Annotated in this window: 13 protein-coding genes; 2 read left to right on the top strand and 11 right to left on the bottom strand. The window is 39.0% G+C overall.

Annotated elements, in window-relative coordinates; translation table 11 throughout:
• Positions 1-99 precede the first annotated feature (99 nt).
• Complete coding sequence (locus CKV81_RS08150) at positions 100-2,310, bottom strand: TonB-dependent receptor (protein WP_095072234.1); 2,211 nt, start codon at positions 2,308-2,310, stop codon at positions 100-102.
• A gap of 191 nt (positions 2,311-2,501) precedes the next feature.
• Here CKV81_RS08150 and CKV81_RS08145 point away from each other — a divergent pair, with 191 nt between their 5' ends.
• Positions 2,502-3,008, top strand: coding sequence for a superoxide dismutase family protein (locus CKV81_RS08145; RefSeq protein WP_095072232.1), 507 nt, complete (start codon positions 2,502-2,504; stop codon positions 3,006-3,008).
• Positions 3,009-3,148: 140 nt separating this feature from the next.
• Here the strand turns inward: CKV81_RS08145 and CKV81_RS08140 are convergent, their stop codons facing one another.
• Genes CKV81_RS08140 through rpiB form a run of 5 tightly spaced genes read right to left on the bottom strand, consistent with a single transcriptional unit; the run spans position 3,149 to position 7,807 of the window.
• Positions 3,149-3,520 (bottom strand): YraN family protein, encoded by a 372-nt coding sequence (locus CKV81_RS08140; protein ID WP_095072230.1) that lies wholly within the window; start codon positions 3,518-3,520, stop codon positions 3,149-3,151.
• A 17-nt stretch (positions 3,521-3,537) separates the two neighbouring features.
• Positions 3,538-4,470, bottom strand: a complete 933-nt coding sequence (locus CKV81_RS08135; protein ID WP_095072228.1) for a S66 peptidase family protein — start codon at positions 4,468-4,470, stop codon at positions 3,538-3,540.
• The gene (locus CKV81_RS08130) at positions 4,467-5,153 is read right to left on the bottom strand and encodes a LysE family translocator (RefSeq protein WP_095072226.1); all 687 of its coding nucleotides are present in this window, start codon (positions 5,151-5,153) and stop codon (positions 4,467-4,469) included. Before CKV81_RS08130 ends, CKV81_RS08135 begins: the two co-directional genes overlap by 4 nt.
• 44 nt (positions 5,154-5,197) lie before the next feature.
• Positions 5,198-7,351, bottom strand: coding sequence for a ribonuclease R (gene rnr, locus CKV81_RS08125; RefSeq protein ID WP_095072225.1), 2,154 nt, complete (start codon positions 7,349-7,351; stop codon positions 5,198-5,200).
• 27 nt (positions 7,352-7,378) lie between these two features.
• Positions 7,379-7,807, bottom strand: a complete 429-nt coding sequence (gene rpiB, locus CKV81_RS08120) for a ribose 5-phosphate isomerase B (RefSeq protein WP_095072222.1) — start codon at positions 7,805-7,807, stop codon at positions 7,379-7,381.
• Between the two features lie 652 nt (positions 7,808-8,459).
• Between rpiB and CKV81_RS08115 the strand changes: the two genes are divergently transcribed.
• Complete coding sequence (locus CKV81_RS08115; RefSeq protein WP_095072219.1) at positions 8,460-9,650, top strand: phosphoglycerate kinase; 1,191 nt, start codon at positions 8,460-8,462, stop codon at positions 9,648-9,650.
• Positions 9,651-9,828: 178 nt separating this feature from the next.
• On the opposite strand, the gene CKV81_RS08110 is transcribed toward CKV81_RS08115, so the two are convergent.
• The 5 genes from CKV81_RS08110 to CKV81_RS08090 form a co-directional block, all read right to left on the bottom strand.
• Complete coding sequence (locus CKV81_RS08110; protein WP_095072217.1) at positions 9,829-10,662, bottom strand: class I SAM-dependent methyltransferase; 834 nt, start codon at positions 10,660-10,662, stop codon at positions 9,829-9,831.
• 28 nt (positions 10,663-10,690) lie between these two features.
• On the bottom strand, positions 10,691-12,553 hold the full coding sequence (gene mnmG / locus CKV81_RS08105) for a tRNA uridine-5-carboxymethylaminomethyl(34) synthesis enzyme MnmG (protein WP_095072215.1): 1,863 nt from the start codon (positions 12,551-12,553) through the stop codon (positions 10,691-10,693).
• Positions 12,554-12,734: 181 nt separating this feature from the next.
• Positions 12,735-13,145, bottom strand: coding sequence for an rRNA maturation RNase YbeY (gene ybeY / locus CKV81_RS08100; RefSeq protein ID WP_095072213.1), 411 nt, complete (start codon positions 13,143-13,145; stop codon positions 12,735-12,737).
• A gap of 1 nt (position 13,146) precedes the next feature.
• Complete coding sequence (locus CKV81_RS08095; RefSeq protein WP_095072211.1) at positions 13,147-15,312, bottom strand: patatin-like phospholipase family protein; 2,166 nt, start codon at positions 15,310-15,312, stop codon at positions 13,147-13,149.
• Positions 15,313-17,760: a bifunctional UDP-N-acetylmuramoyl-tripeptide:D-alanyl-D-alanine ligase/alanine racemase gene (locus CKV81_RS08090; RefSeq protein ID WP_095072209.1), complete on the bottom strand. Its 2,448-nt coding sequence runs from the start codon at positions 17,758-17,760 to the stop codon at positions 15,313-15,315.
• Positions 17,761-17,775: the final 15 nt, after the last annotated feature.

Raw genomic sequence — 17,775 nt, 5'->3', positions numbered from 1 at the left:
ATTCAAAGATAGTTCTGATGAATGTTTCACGTGAAAATTTTGTAACTGAACCGTCAAATTTCGTCACTGAATCGTCATGCTTCTTTCGTTATAATCACCTTATAGATTGTTATTAATTGCCTCATTTGTTTTATCCACTCCGAAACTGATGAAAGCACCCAGAAAAACAAACGTGTTCACCGGCGGAACTACTGCGGAACTGCGCAAGCCGTCATTGGAAAAATTATAGCCGTAAACGTTTTTATTCCCTAAAATATTTGATATGCTCAACACCAAAACGGTAAACGCCTTGGAATCCTTTTTGCCTAAATTCGGCAGGTAATTTAAACTGAAATTCAGTGCGTTATAATCTTTTAGCCGACCTTCGTTGCGAATGATATTATCTCCGTTCTGCGAAACAATATCATAATAAGGACGGCCCTTCGAGTAAGTGTATGAAAGATTAAATCCTGTTTTCCAATTGGTTACAAATTTTTTGGCCACAGCCGAAAGCGTGTGTTCCGAAGCAAAGCCCGGTTTCAAACTTACCGGATAGTTTAAATAATCTCGTTTGGAATCCAGGTAAGAATAACTCAGCCAATAATCAATATTTTTGATCGTTTTTTTATCTCTCCAAAATAACTCAAGCCCCTTTCCATAGCCCTTTCCACTGTTACTAATTGCCGTCTGAAATTCGTGGTTTCCTTCTGTTTTTACAAGATTTTTATAATCTTCGTAAAAAGCTTCCAGCCTCAAACTTCTGCCTTCCGAATTTCTCTGAAGTTGAAAAATATAATGTTCGGCTTTCTGAAAACTTAACGACGCAGGTGAATTCAGATATTTGCTCTCCGGATTTTGGTAGAAAATTCCGTAAGCGAGGGAACTCGTCCACTTTGGGGAAAGGCGGTATGCCAACGCCAGACGCGGCGCTAAATTGGTTTTTTCGAAGTAAGAAGAATGTTCAGCCCTTAAACCTAATTTTGCTGAAAGATTATTGCTGAATCCCAAATCTGTTTCTGCAAATGCTGATGAGATAAGGTCTCTATAAAGTTTATTGAAATTCCCGAAATCCGTTTTTTCCGAGGCATGATTCAGTTCGAAGCCTCCGCGAACTGCACTGATCTTGTTGATTTTCCTTTCTAATACAGTTTTGAAATTCACATAATTATCATCCTTTTTAATAGAATTTACCGGAGACTCCACGTTATTCTCAATAGTTGAAAATCCTATGTCGGTTGTGTTGTAAGAATAAGACGTGCCAACATTCAGCAAATATTTACCGAATTTTTGACGGAAAGAAAGGTTGTGCGATGTGTTGGCTGAATTCAGATTTACTTTGCTGAAATCGAATTCCGGTTCCAGACTTTCGTTTTGCACCGCCATTTTATAATGGTCGAAATTTCCATAATATTTTAGGAAGCCACCTTTTTTATTTTTAATTCTGAAATTAAAATCGCCGTCAAAACCTTGGGGAGCCGTAACAAAATCGGTATTGTAATTGAAGATTTTCTGCACCAGTTCCATATTGAAATAGCTTAAACTCGTCCCGAAAGACGCATTCTTATTCTGAGTTAATTTCTGAAAACTTCCGCTTAAAAATATCGGCGAGACCCCAAAATCATACGAACTTGTCTCCGGCAGATCCACGCTTTCCAAAATCAGCACACCGGAAAGCGCCTGCCCGTAAAGTGCAGAATATCCGCCGCTTGAGAAAATATTTCCTTTGAACAATGATGTATTAAAACGGTCGCGCCCGGCAATTCCCGGCACGGAATTCGAGAAATAATTGTTTACCAAACTGCCGTCCATAAAGATTTTGGACTCGGTTCCGCTGCCGCCACGGATGAATAAACCTTCGCTCTCCCCTACTTTCTGCACTCCGGGAAGATAATTCAGTGCTGCAGAAATTTGTCCGTCGGCTCCGGCGGTGGTGTAAATATCAATTGGCGAAAGAATTGCCGTTGCCCGTTTTTTGTCGCTCGCTTCTATCGCGCCGGCTGTAATCACCACGGCATCAATTTCGCTGATGCTTTCTCTTAGCGTAGTATTTTTCTCAATATTGTGGTTTCCGATGGTAATGTTTTCTTCAACCTCTACATATTTCGGATGCGAAAAAACCAAAGTCTGGCTGCCTTTTTCCGAAGTTTCAAAAGAATAGTTTCCCTGTTCATCGGTTGTTGCGCCGTCGTAAGTGTTTTTAAGGGTTACGTTGATGTCTTTGAGGCCTTTTCCTTTGAAGGAAACTTTCCCGTAAATCTTTATTTGAGCCACACCGGCTACAGAAGCCATTACCAGGAATAGAAAGCAGATTTTCGCGAAGTGTGTTTTCATTGTTTCGAATAATATGCCTCAAAAGTAAATGGCGAAAATTCTTTGGTAAAAACAGATTGGCTGAACGGTAGTTTTTTTTGACTGAATGGTTAGTTTTTACAGAAATTTGTCTTAAAATTTCAAATTAAACATCTGGAAACAGCCCGCAGAAAAATATTTCTTATTTTTATGACCATTAAAAATCCAGTTTTATGAAACTTTTATCACTTTCTCTTATTTCGGCAGGTGCTTTATTAGCGGTATCCTGCACCACTACGAAAACATATACGATTAACGCCAAAAGCGATACACAAACCCAGGGGACCGCAAAATTTACCCAAACAGGAAAAACGGTTGAACTTGATATGAATGTGTATAAACTTAATCCGAACGGTATTCACGCTGCCCATATTCACGAATTTGGCGACTGTTCAGCATCTGACGGAAGTTCAGCAGGCGGACACTGGAACCCAACCTCTCACCAGCACGGAAAATGGGGAGTGGGCGAACACCATGCGGGTGATTTGGGAAATTTGAAAGCAGATAAAAACGGTACAGCAAGATTAGTGATGAAAACAGACAAATGGTGTATCGGATGCGCTGACGAAACTAAAAATATTGTAGGAAAATCTATAATTATCCATGCAAAGGCAGACGACTTCAAAACGCAACCTACAGGAAATGCCGGTGGCAGAGTTGGTTGTGTGGAGATAAAATAAATTATGAAACTATGAAAAACGCCGTCTCACAACTGGTGAAAACGGCTTTTTTTTGCGTTTTTTATCGACCTTATGGGGAAAGAATTTTCCTTTAAAACCATTCTTAGCCTACATCATTTGGGTTGGATACACTTTTTCTTTTAATTGGCATCGAAACTGTCAAAAGCGCCTTCAATATGTATAAGCTCCAGTTCTCTCTCCTGGCTTGGTAAAACTGAAATAATATCAAAACGCACATTCTGTTCGCTGTTTCTCTCTTTCATAAATTCATCCGCGGCTGAAACGATCAAGCGGATTTTTCGCTTGTTTACGGCTTCGTGCGGTTCGATCAAAGCATCGATGCCGCGGGCCTTTACTTCAATGATAATGATGGTGTTCTGAAATTCCGCGATGATGTCTATTTCCGCTTTCTGGAATCGGAAATTACGTGCAAGAATGTGGTAGCCTTTTTCTTCCAGGTAAGCTGCTGCGAACTGCTCCGCTTTTTTACCAAATTCGGTATGTTGGGCCATAGATTTTAATTTGAAAATTAAAATTCAACCTCTGCTTTATCCTTCACTTTTATTTTTACCTCAGCGCCGATAATTAAAGGTCTGTTATCAAAAATATGACCGTTAGGAAAACCGAAAACTGTTGGGAAATCATATTTCTTAATTCTGTCAGAAATCAGTTGGTAGGCAAAACTGTCGAAACTCTCTTCGTATTCCTTATTCTCAGCTTCCTTTCCCATATTGATCATTCCACCCACGATTAAACCGTTAATCTTCTTGAAAACACCGGCCAGTTCAAGGCTCATCAACATTCGGTCGAGCGAGTAAAAGTTTTCACCTATATCTTCAATAAAAAGAATTTTATCTTTAAAATCAAATGAATACTTTGTACCCAAAAGCGCATACACCAACGCCAAGTTTCCACCAATTAGCTGTCCTTTTGCCCTCCCTTTTTTATTAAATTCATTGTCTTCAACTAAAAATTTCGGTAATTCACCGCTCAGGATATCAAAAGTCATTTTGTAACCTTCTTCTATAACTCCAAAACTTGACGTTTTGATGGTTTGTGCGTGGATGGATGCATAACCTTCTTTAAGTAAATAACTCTGAATTACCGTATTATCTGAATAGCCAATGTACCATTTTGGATTTTTCCGGAAATGCTTAAGCTTCAGATGGTGTAAAAGATGCTGGCAACCATATCCACCCCGGGAAGCCCAAATTGCGGAAATATCATCATCATTCAAAGCCCAGTTCAGGTCATCAATCCGCTCCTGTTCCGTTCCGGAATAAGGATAGCCTTTATCAAATCTGCCATAAACATGCGCACCCAAAACAGGCTCATAGCCTTTAGATTTAATTAGATTCAAGCCGCTTTCAAGCTGTGATTCCTCTACATATCCGGCGGGAGAAACAATTGCGATTTTATCCCCTTTCTTAAGTGATTTTGGGAAAATGATTTCTTTACTCATTGCGATTTTTGATACTGTACTTCTTTCTTCTCGGCTTCTTCAAGGCGCTTGTCGAACTGGTTGAATTTTTTAAAACTTTGAAGGAAAATCAGAAAACTGAAGATAATCAAAATGATACCTACTCCCCTTCTGATCGCATTAGCGAGATTTTGTGTGAGTTTGTAGTGAAACTGTTTTGCAAGAAAAATCTTTATCATATCAACCAGCAAATAAGTTGCAATAACAATCCCCAGATAAAGGGTAAAGCCGCTGGTATCAGGATACTGGTTCCGCACTGAGATGACCGTGACCAGCCAAAAAAGTATTACCCCAACATTCAAAAGATTAAATAAAAACCCATTGATAAAGGTTTTGAAATAATTCTGGTTGATAAACTTTTCTTCATTGGGGATATGCATCTGGGTTTTGGTAACCATCATATATATTCCGTAAACAAAAATGATCATCGCAGTAATGCGGTAAAAACCAGGATGTTTATCAATAAGATATACAATATCTGCACTGGCAAAATAAGCAGCAACAATGCATAGAATATCTGCCAGAACCACGCCTACATCCAGCGCGATCGCATGTTTTGGGCCACGGGAAAAACTCGTTTCAATTAAAAGGAAAAAGATGGGCCCAATGAAAACCAGGCTAAGCATAAATCCCAGTCCGATCGCAGAAAGGATTAGTTCAAGCATATCTGTAAAATGAAACTATATTTTACAAATATACATTTTACAGATTAATCCACGATTTTGAAATCCAGCTGCTTGGCAATCAGGTTCGCTTTCATCACCTTGATCTTTACCTTATCGCCCAACTGGAACTGCCGTCCGTGGCGGGTACCGTAAACGGCATGGCTCTTCGCATCGTACATATAGGAATCATCGGTCAGGTCGCGAAGTTTTATCAGCCCTTCTGCCCCGTTTTCTGGAATTTGAACCCAGAAACCGAATTCTGCAACACCGGAAATCACCCCTTCAAAAACTTCACCAATGTGCTTCTCCATAAATTTCACCTGCATAAACTTGATGCTGTCGCGTTCCGCATCTGCTGCCAGCCTTTCCATTGCTGAACAGTGCTTCGCCTGCTCCTCTACTTCCGGTTTATAAGGTGATTTGCCGCCGTCCAGATAATGCTGCAGCAGCCGGTGCGCAATGAGATCCGGATATCTACGGATTGGCGAAGTAAAATGCGAATAATATTCAAATCCAAGTCCGTAGTGGCCGATCGGATCGGTAGAATAGACGGCTTTACTCATCGAGCGCATCGCCAGAGTTTCAATCATATTTTCTTCCGGTTTTCCTTTTACACCTTTCAGGAGGGCGTTCATACTTTCCGTGGTTTGTTTGGTGCTGGCAATATTCATTTTATATCCAAAAGTTCCCACAAAATCACGCAAAGCTTCAAGTTTTACAGGATCTGGATCGTCGTGAACCCGGTAAATAAAAGTATTGTTGGTATGTTCGCCTTTTCTGTTTAAGGAGACATATTCTGAAACTTTACGGTTTGCTAAAAGCATGAATTCTTCAATCAGGTGGTTGGAATCTTTGCTGATCTTAAAATAAACACCGATTGGTTCATTGTTTTCATCAAGATTAAAGCGAACTTCACTTCGATCAAAGGTGATGGCGCCATTTTTAATACGTTTTTCTCGCATAATTTTCGCCAAACGGTCAAGAACCAGAATTTCATCCGCCAAATCGCCCTGTCCGGTTTCTATGCGTTCCTGGGCTTCTTCATAAGTGAATCTTCTGTCTGAATGGGTGACGGTCCTGCCAAACCACTGTCTGCGTACTTCAGCCTGATCATCCATTTCAAAAACAGCGGAAAAGGTATATTTATCTTCGTTTGGACGAAGCGAACAAACACCGTTGCTCAAAACTTCCGGCAACATCGGCACTACCCTGTCAACTAAATATACTGATGTTGCTCTTTGGTAAGCCTCTTCATCCAGCAAAGTTCCAGGCACCACATAATGCGAAACATCAGCGATATGAACCCCGATTTCCCAGTTTCCATTATCCAGTTTTCTAATGGAAAGTGCATCGTCGAAGTCTTTTGCATCTTTCGGGTCGATGGTAAATGTCAGAGTTTCACGCATATCCCAGCGTTTCGCAACCTCGTGGTCACGGATTTCGCGATCAATCTGGTTGGCTTCTTTTTCCACTTCTTCCGGAAACTCGTAAGGCAAACCGTATTCCGCTAAAATGGAATGAATTTCGGTTTCGTGATCGCCAGGAGCACCAAGGACCTGAATGATCTCCCCTTCCGGGTTTTTATCCCCTTTCTTCCAACCAAGCATCTTTACCACGACTTTATCGCCGGGTTTTGCACCATTGAATTTATCTTTTTTTACGAAAATATCTGTATTTATCACCTTTTTATCAGCCACTACAAAACCAAACTCCTTGTGGGCTATATAATCCAGTGTTCCTACAAAGTGAGTTTTGTTACGTTCCAGCACATCTACAACAGAGCCTTCCAGTTTTTTACCCTTGTAATGATAGGTTACGATAATCACCGTGTCGCCCTGCAACGCATCTTTAACGTTTTTCGAGTGAACGAATACATCGTCTTCCAGGCCTTCAACTTTTACATATGCATTTCCGGACTGATTGAAATCGATGACGCCGGTCAGAGTTCCCTGGATTTTTAGGTTAAGGATGAATTTTCCTTTTTCTACTTCCTGAATTCTTTCCTCCGCCATCAGTTTATGTAAAGCTTGGATCACCTGTTCCCTTTGTCGGGGGTTTTTATAGTCTATCCCATCTGCAATTTGCTTATAATTGTAGATTTTAGATGATTTTTCGTTCATAAAAGCTACGATTTTTCTTCCGATTTCCTGAAGCTTATGATTGTTTTTGTGGGATATGAATTTTGATTTTTTTGACATAAAATATTTCGTGTGATATTGTGATTTTTAGCAGGATATCTTATTGACCCTGTTTTCGTGACGCCCGCCCTCGAAATCTGTATTCAAAAATCTTTCCACAGTTTCCAGAGCCAGTTCTTTTGCAATAAATCTTGCAGGAATTGCGACCATATTGCAGTTGTTATGCTGACGCGCAAGTTCAGCCAGTTCCGGCATCCACGCCAAAGCGCAGCGGATCCCCTGATGTTTGTTTGCCGTAAGCTGAACGCCCTGGCCACTTCCACAGACTAAAATTCCCATTTCGTTTTCTCCCTGTTCTACGGATGTTGCTGCGGGGTGTACAAAGTCCGGATAATCCACACTCTCCAATGAATGGGTTCCGTAATCGGTGATTTCATATTTATCCTTCAGTTGCGATTTCAGAAATTCTTTATACTCAAAACCTGCGTGGTCAGCAGCAATGGCCAGTTTTTTCATTTTAAAATTTTTAAATAGATTTCTACAAATTTAACTTATAATTCCCTAAAATCACTTTTATCAACATAAAGAAATAATAAATAAGAGAGTTACAGTTTTATTAAAAGACTGATTACAAGTGAATTAAACAAAATGTTAACACTATAATGTCCTGTAAATGTATTAATTAACAAAACATTAAAATAGATGTGAATTCTTGTGATAAATGTTGTGGATAAAACTTAGAAATTTCTCCTTTACAAATTCAGATTTAATTCATATTGGAAAAAAATTTGTGGTGTGGCGTCAGAAACTTTTTGTGAGTTTAAACTTATAAATCGGCAACATTTCAATACACGATTTTTCAATAAGCCATATATTTGGATAGTTGTTCACAAGTGTTGATAACTGGTATAACCATATAAAGATCAATTGTTTAAAATGTGAACTAAATATGAACAATAACAAAACTAAATGTTATGAAATATTGTAAAAAAGTTATCCGCAAAATTCACAACATATAACAGCCTACAACAGTTCTTTTTCTTTTTTTAAATTTAAGATTGATAATAATTATTGATGTATGATGTTGGGAAAATTTTTGGTTCGCATGATTTTTTTTCCGGCTTTTAAATACTAAATTTGTGAAACATAATTCTAACGAAATTCTCTTATGAAAACCATCAACGATTTTAATTTTAAAGACAAAAAAGCCCTGGTTCGTGTAGATTTCAATGTACCGCAAAGCGCGGACCTGCAGGTGACGGACAATACCCGCATTGTAGCAGCAAAACCAACAATCGATAAAATATTGAATGATGGTGGTTCGGTAATCCTGATGACTCACCTGGGTCGGCCGAAAGGAAAAGTAAGCGATGAATTTTCTTTGAAAAATATTGTGCCGGAAATAGAAGCTGTTTTGGGCAGGGAAGTACAATTTTGCGCGGATTGCTTAGGGGAGGATGCTACGAATATGACCGGTAATTTGAAACCCGGTGAAGTTATTTTATTGGAAAACCTAAGGTTTTATAATGAAGAGGAGGAGGGTGACAAGGAATTTGCAGAGAAACTGTCAAAGTATGCCGATGCTTACGTGAATGATGCTTTTGGAACAGCGCACAGAGCGCACGCGTCTACTGCAGTAATTGCCCAGTATTTTCCTTCAACTAAATTTTTCGGTTTATTAATGGCGAAAGAATTGGAGGCGATTGATAAAGTTTTGGGAAGTGGTGAAAAACCAGTGACTGCAATCATTGGCGGATCTAAAGTTTCTTCGAAAATTACCATCATTGAAAATATGCTTCCGGCAGTTGATAATCTTATTATCGGTGGTGGGATGGCATTTACATTTATCAAGGCTTTAGGTGGCGCCATCGGAACTTCAATCGTGGAGGAAGATAAGATGGATCTTGCATTGGAAATTTTAGAAAAAGCAAAGGCACAGAATGTAAAAGTTCTTCTTCCGGTTGATGTGGTTGCAGCCGATGAATTCAATAATGACGCACAAAGAAAAGAGGTGGACATTTTCGATATTCCGGAAGGATGGATGGGTCTTGATGCAGGTTCAAAGACCAATGCATTATTCCATGATGCGATTTTGAACTCAAGAACAATTCTATGGAATGGTCCGGTTGGCGTATTCGAGATGCCGAATTTTGCAGCCGGAACTATTGCTTTAGGTGACAGTATTGCAGAAGCGACTAAGCTGGGAGCGTTTTCTTTAGTCGGAGGCGGCGACAGTGTGGCGTTTGTAAAACAAAACGGTTATGAGAATAAAGTTTCTTATGTTTCAACAGGTGGGGGAGCGATGCTTGAAAGTCTGGAAGGTCTGGAACTTCCGGGCGTAGCGGCGATTAACAATTGAAAGAAACTAATTTTTTAGTTTATAATTAGCAAGAAGTCGTTTCACCAAGTGAGACGACTTCTTTTTTTAGTTTTTTTGATCTCCCGATGGAGCGAGATCTTTCGTTCCGATGATGCTTAGCTTTGCTAAAATTAAGATTTCAATTAAAAGTCTTAAAATTTTGGCGTTCAGAAATAGCTCAAAAATCGACTTTCTGTTTTTTTTCGATAATATATATCAAACTGGAAAATTCGCCGGTTTTAGAGGCTTTAAAATTGGAAATCGCTCCTACAATGCCTCCTTTTAGCCACGAAAGTGGATTTTTTTTATATTTTTCACTTAGTATGGAGATGTAATAGGAATCGAGTAGGAGAGGTTTTATTTTTTTGAGTTTCCAGTTTTCATCATTAAATAATTTTTCCATTCCACTTTTTGAAAAATGGTAAATGTGTCGCGGAACATCATAAGCCGCCCAGAATTCTTTATAATATCTTGCGTCGAACGAAGTATGATTTGGCACTGCAATGATCAATAAACCGTTGTTTTTCAGTTTTTTATAAAAATTATGAAGCATATTAGCCTGATTATCAATATGTTCGAACACATGCCACATCGTAATCGCGTTCAAAGAACCATCTTCAATTTCGCTAATATCAGAAATTAAGGTTGCTTTCTTCACTTTGTTTGTGGCTGCCTTTCTTGCATCATGATTTGGTTCGTATCCTAAGACAGAGAAATCATTTTCTATAAATTTGATGAACTCGCCCGCACCGCAACCGTAATCCAAAATTTTTGCATTTTGGAAAGTTTCTTTTGCAAGAATATTTCTCTTGTAATTCAGATTAAAGTGTTGAGCAAACTTGTATACTTTCTCTTTTAATCTTCCGCTGTCCTGATGATGAGAAATATAATTTTTACTCGCGTAATACTTTTGCAAATCGGACGGAACCGGAGATGTTCTGAGAATACCCGGAATTTCTGTTTTCTGCAATTCAAAGGATTCCTGTGTGAGAAATAGGTCTTTTACTTTCATATACTAAAAAATGTTTCACGTGAAACATTTACCTTCCTAAATAAATAAGAAGGACATTAATATCTGCCGGAGAAACGCCACTTATTCGTGACGCCTGAGCAATAGTCTTGGGTTTTACCGAAGTCATTTTTGTTTTAGCCTCAGCAGAAAGAGAAGAAATTTTGCTAAAATCGAAATCGTCTGGAATCCTGATGTTTTCCGTACGCTGAAGTTTCGCTACATTTTCGCGTTCTTTGTCGATATAGCCTTTGTATTTAATATTGATTTCTGCCTGTTCACGTACTTCATGATTGTACTTTAGCGAAACTTCCTTTATAAAATCAATCTCATCAAGTTTTTCTAAAGTCATGTTTGGACGCGTAAGAATCTGTGCTGCCCGGTAAGCCTGATCAACAGGGGAGGATTCAATTTTTTCCAAAACCGGGTTGATAATTCCTGGTTTTAAAGAAGTCTCTCTAAGAAATGCTTCCAGTTCCTGCGATTTTGCAATTTTCTCTTCTACTTTTTTAAGTCGGTCTACCTTTGCCAAACCAAGTTTATAAGATTTTTCAGTCAGGCGAATGTCCGCATTGTCCTGTCTTAATAAAAGTCGGTATTCTGCACGGGAAGTAAACATTCGGTAAGGTTCTTCGGTTCCTTTGGTAATAAGATCATCTACCAAAACTCCAATATATGCTTCATCGCGGCTTAGGATAAATTCAGGCTTTCCATGAACCTTATTGTGAGCATTTATTCCGGCAATTAAACCTTGTCCAGCTGCTTCTTCATAACCGGTGGTACCGTTGATTTGTCCTGCGAAATAAAGGTTTTGAATTAGTTTTGTTTCCAGAGTATGGTTGAGTTGGGTAGGAGGGAAGTAGTCGTATTCGATAGCGTATCCCGGCCTGAAAACTTTTACATTTTCAAATCCAGGGATGTGTTTCATCGCTTTGATCTGTACCTCTTCCGGAAGTGAAGAACTGAAACCGTTGACATAGATTTCGATGGTTTTCCAACCTTCAGGTTCTACGAACAGCTGGTGCCGTGTACGTTCTGCGAAACGGTTTATTTTATCCTCGATACTAGGGCAGTATCTTGGTCCTAAGCTTTGTATCGTCCCGTTGAACATTGGGCTTCTGTCGAAGCCTTCACGTAAAATTTCGTGTACAGTTTCATTAGTATAAACGATGTGGCAACTGCGCTGTTCGGTGAGTTTTGGACTGTCTAAATATGAGAATTTGCCTGGATTTTCATCTCCTTTCTGTTCTTCCATTTTAGAGTAATCGAGGCTGCGTCCGTCAACTCGTGGTGGAGTCCCCGTTTTCATCCTGCCGGCCGTGAAACCTAATGAGACCAGCTGTTCCGTAATTCCAAATGCACGTGGTTCGCCCATTCTACCGCCACCTAACTGCTTGTCTCCGACGTGAATCAGCCCATTCAGGAAGGTGCCGTTGGTCAAGACAACCGATTTTCCTTTGATTGGAATACCCAAGGAAGTGATGACTCCTGCAACACGGTCGCCATCTATAATTAAACTCTTGACCATATCCTGAAAAAAATCAAGATTAGGAGTATTTTCAAGAGCTAAACGCCATTCTTCTGCAAACATCATCCGATCGTTCTGTGTTCTGGGAGACCACATTGCTGGACCTTTCGAAAGATTAAGCATCTTGAACTGGATTGCTGATTTATCGGCAATGATACCAGAGTAGCCGCCCATAGCATCAATTTCGCGCACGATCTGGCCCTTGGCAATTCCGCCCATGGCGGGATTACAGCTCATTTGCCCGATCGTTTGCATATTCATAGTTACCAGAAGGGTTTTCGAGCCCATGTTGGCAGCGGCTGCAGCGGCCTCGCACCCTGCATGGCCGCCCCCAACTACGATAACATCATATATTTCTGAAATCATTTTTTCTAAATTTTAACTAATGTTTCACGTGAAACATTGAAAAATCTTTCTATGGCTGGCTGATCTCTAGCCCCGATTGCAGCGGTTACCCCGCAGTGCAGGCGCGAGCGTAGCGAGCACCGAAACGAGGAGTATGAGCGTAAAGCGGGATAAAGCTCCTAGTAAAACTCTCAATGAATAATCAGGATCGCAGTGCCAAATAAAAATCTTCTTTGCTTCGCATTTCTTTCTCTTCTTCTACAGTTTTATCCTTATATCCGCAAAGGTGAAGGATGCCGTGAGCGAGTACACGATGCAGTTCATCTTCGAATTTTTTGGAATGGGTAGAAGCGTTGTCGGAAATGCGGGGCAAAGATACAAAAATATCACCGCTTATGGTTTTACCCTTGACATAGTCAAATGTGATGATATCGGTATAATAATCATGCTGAAGGTAATCTCGGTTGATCTGCAGCAAATACTCATCGTCACAGAATATGTAGTTGATTTCACCAGTTTTTTTATTCTCGTTCAGGATGATGGTTTTTAACCAAATTGTGGTGGATTCGGAGATTTCTATTGCATTAATTTGTTCAAAAAAGTACTGTACCATATTAAAACCAATGTCCGAGAATCACTGTGAATAAACCCTGATTATCTTTGTTAAACGACTTGCTGTAATTGAGTTTGATTTGTCCGAAAGGTGATTTATAGCCAGCCGTAATACCCGCTGAAGAATAATCAAAATTGAAAAATTCTGCACCTTCCACGTCGTCGAACATTGTTGCAAAACTGATATTAGGGATTATGTATAAATTTTTGTGGATTTTGAACTGCATCTGGTTATCGGCAAGAACTAGATTTTTGGTCTGTTCCTGCCCAAACTCATATCCAGCAAGCCTAACAAAATTTCCGAGATTTTGTTCGAAAAGACCACCCGATCTGAACTCATAAAAACGGTTGATATCTTCACCAAATGAGAGACCGCCAAAAACACGGATACGGTTGGTAAACCAGCTTGTCACTGGGATATTAATTCTGGTATCTGCTTTGAATTGAAGGACTTTATCCTTATCTTTTTTTCCAAATAAATCGAGTATTTTTCCTTCAGCATACAAATAAAAGCCTTTGGTTGGAAAACTTTTATCGTCCTGAGAATCGCTTTTTAAGAACGCATATGGATTGAAAAAATTCTGATTATCGCTGATCGAGGTTGATGGTATGCGGCTTTGGTAATAATCGTGGCTTAAACCGCCGCCAATGGCATATTTATCCCGCCAGATTGACTGTATAAAAGCCTCGTTTCTAAACCATGTCCAGTTCTCCGTGATATCAGAATTTTTATCAAAAAGATCGAATTTCATCCCTGATGCGTAAACACCAAAGCCTGGGATATAACCATTATCGATAAAATAGTTGAAATAATAGCGTGGTTTGTCCCCGACGACCATATCCAAAGCTATCGTTGAATTGCTGAATATGAGCCTTTTCACCGTAGCATTGAGTAGAAGACCGGTTTTAAAAACCTCGTCGTAATGCAGGCCAAATTTCAGGAAAAACCTCGTATCATCTTCAGTTACATTCAGTTTAAGGATGTTTTTATTATTTTGGGAAGTAATATCATAATTGATCAGCCGGTAGTTATTGGTGGCGTAAAGCCTATCAATCATCTTATTGATTGCGCCATAGGTCTGCATGGACGGGACTTTAAGGTTCATTTTTCCCAGGATGTAATTGCGTCCAAAAATTCTGTTATTTTCAACCGTTATGCTGTCGATCTTGTAAACATTTGAGAATATTGAACTGATGGGCGCACGCAAAACCTGATGGTCCGTTTTTGGTAACTGGCTTAGAATGTCCGTATACTTTTTTGCTTCAGTATAGCCTTTCTCCAGAATCTTTTCCTTGTCGCCGTAACTTGTTGCGGTCATTCCTGTGAGATCAGGATGAATGTTGATATCCGTGTATTGATACTGATTTTTAGTTTCTTTCTGAATACCGAAGTCGATTACCTGGTTTAATATGTCAATCAAAGAGTTAAGTTGCTCACGTTTAACCAAACCCTGACTGAGGTCAACGCCGATCACAATATCCATTCCCTTATCTTTTAAAGGTTTTGAAGGATAATTCACCGTCATTGCACCGTCTATGTAGAGACTGTCACCAATCTTAACGGGATCCATCAGCGAGGGAAATGCGGAGCTGGCCATAATCGAACTTACCAAATCACCTTTTTCAAAAATTTCCATCTTCCCACTTTCCAGATTGGTTGCGATACACAAAAACGGAATTGGAAGTTTGGAGAAATCATCAACGTTTGCGACGTTTTTAAATAGCTCCTTCAGCATATAGATATTCTTTTGACCGGTAGAAATTGCCTTTGGAAGGACGTTAATTTTACCGTCTTTTATCGGAACTGTGAGGAGGTATTTATCATTGGATTTATTGAAGAAAGTTGTCTCCTGGCGTGTTTTTTCATTGGCAATCAGGGTGTAAAAATCAGTTTCTAAAACGATTTTCTCGATATCCTTTCCAGTATAGCCAGACGCATATAACCCACCGACGATTGAACCCATACTCGTTCCTGAAATATAATCTACTTTGACTCCGAGGGAATCAAGGATTTTCAAGACTCCGATGTGTGCGAAACCTTTGGCTCCGCCGCCGGAAAGGGACAAGCCGATTTTTGGATTTTTGGGAATTATGAGTCCTTCTTTAATTTGTGATTTTAAAGAAACATTGATAAAAATCAGCATAAAAATAAGAAGGAGCTTTTTCATTTAATTTTTGATATAAATCCGTTTTACGCGCCTCGAAATCGATGTTAAAACTTCATAAGGAATTGTTCTGCAAGATTCGGCAAACATTTCAAGAGTGGGATTCGAGTTAAAAATCACTACTTCATCGCCTTCATTTGCATTCAAATCTCTGATATCCAGCATCATCATATCCATACAAATATTTCCGACAATAGGGACGAGATGTTTATTGATACCCACTTTTCCAACTTTATTGCCTATCAGCCTGGGGATTCCGTCTGCATAACCAACGGGAATTGTGGCGATTCTTGTATCTTCATCAGCAATAAATCTCCGGCTGTAACCGACTGATTCGCCTTTTTTTACATCAGAAATTTGAGATATAACAGTTTTGAAACTAACAGCGCTTTGAAGAAGTCTTTGAACCTCAGGATTATAGGATATACCGACCATTCCAATTCCAATTCTTACCATATCGAACTGGTAGTCAGGATAAAACACAATTCCCGATGAATTTAATATATGCCGAATTGGCTGATAACCCAAACCGGAAATCAGTTGGTCTGTCACTCTTTGAAATGTATTGATCTGCTGCATAACGAAGCCGTGCTCTGATAGATCATCAGCCGTTGATAAGTGGCTGAAAACCGATTTTACCTTAACATTTTCCGACTTTAATTTTTGGATTAAGTCATCCATTTCATCTTCCTTGAAACCAAGACGATTCATTCCCGTTTCAATCTTTATATGAATCGGATATTCACCGGATACGCCTTTACTTTTAAGCTGTTCACAAAACAATTCCAAAACCCGGAAACTGTATATTTCTGGCTCCAGATTATAATCGATAATCGTACTGTAGCTGTTCTGCTCGGGATTCATCACCATTATTGGTACTGTGATGCCATTTTTTCTTAAATCAACACCTTCATCCACGTACGCAACAGCAAGATAATCAATATGGTGGTATTGTAAAAACTCTGCAATTTCATAACCGCCAAGACCGTAGGAAAATGCCTTCACCATCGCCATCATTTTGGTTTCTGGCTTTAACAGCGATTTGTGTACATTGATGTTATGTAGAATGGCATTTAAATTTACCTCTAACACGGTATCGTGCTTTTGAAGCTCCAGAATGTTTTTAATCTTTTCAATTTCGAATTTTCTGGCGCCTTTAAGCAAGATCAGAGAATTTTCAATTTGATTAAGTTTAAGGCTTTCAATTAGTTCACTTGTGCTGTTGAAAGCATTAGTTTCAGATGTGAAAAGATTTTGGCAGGCTGAAATTTCAGCTCCTATCAGTAAAATTTTATCAAAATTTTGTTCGTTGGTGAGGTTTGCAACTTCCTGATAAAGCGTATCAGAGTTTTCTCCTTCAATAAAATCTGTAAGCACCAGGACTTTCTTCGGCTTATTATATTCGTTGATAAATTGATAGGCGATTTTAAGAGAGTCTAAATCAAGATTATAGGAATCGTTGATGATCAGATTATTTCGTAAACCATTTACACTTTCTAAGCGCATTTCGACTGTTTTAAGATTATTGAGTTTTTCAACAATCCTGGTATTTTCGATCCCAAACTCTTTCATAACGGCGATCGCCGCAAGGGCGTTGGATAAAGTCGCTTCGTCACGCTGATTTGCTGGAAACGAAAACTGGTCACCAAAATAACTGATTTTGATCTCAGTATTCCGGTCTTTCCAGTCATTTGTTATCTTTAGATCATTATGATTTTTTAATCCGAATGATATTAATTTTTTGCTTGAATATAGTTCATTTATTTTATTATAAACCAATTGATTATCCCCATTGAAAATAATGATTTCGGAATCTTTGAATAATTTTAGCTTTTCATCAATCAGTTGATTTTCGGTTTCGAAATTAGCAATATGTGCAGAGCCGATATGGGTTAGGATTCCTATTTTTGGTGAGAAGAAATTCGCCAGTTTCTCCATTTCCTGAGGTTTCGAAATTCCTACTTCAAAAATCCCTACTTCGTGATCAGGTTTTATCTGTAACAAAGAGAGCGGCAACCCAATCTGTGAGTTGAAGCTTTTCGGACTTTTTACCGTTTTAAATTCATCCCAAAGGCTTTGATAAAGCCATTCCTTAACTATTGTTTTCCCATTGCTGCCTGTAATACCAATGGTTTTTAGATTTGGAAATTGCCGAATATGGTGATCTGCTAATTTTTGAAGAAACTCCACCGAATTTGGGGTGATAATCCACGTAACATCATCAAAACCGTCGGTTTTATGTTCCGAAATAATAATGTTGATACCCTTTTCAATCACCGAAGAGATGTATTTTTCACCGGAATTTTTTTGTGTTGTTATTGCTATAAAAGCCGTATCCGTTGTTGAATAAATAGTTCTGCTGTCGAAAGCGATATTTTTTACACAAAGATTTGCATTGCCAATCAGTTTAGACTGGGTGATTTCTGCGATTTCTTTGGCAGTATAATTCATTTGAAACTAATTAGT

Source organism: Chryseobacterium taklimakanense (genome assembly GCF_900187185.1).
Lineage (GTDB): Bacteria > Bacteroidota > Bacteroidia > Flavobacteriales > Weeksellaceae > Planobacterium > Planobacterium taklimakanense.
The sequence above is the reverse complement of the archived record's forward strand: the minus strand, read 5'-3'. Positions and strand labels throughout refer to the sequence as shown.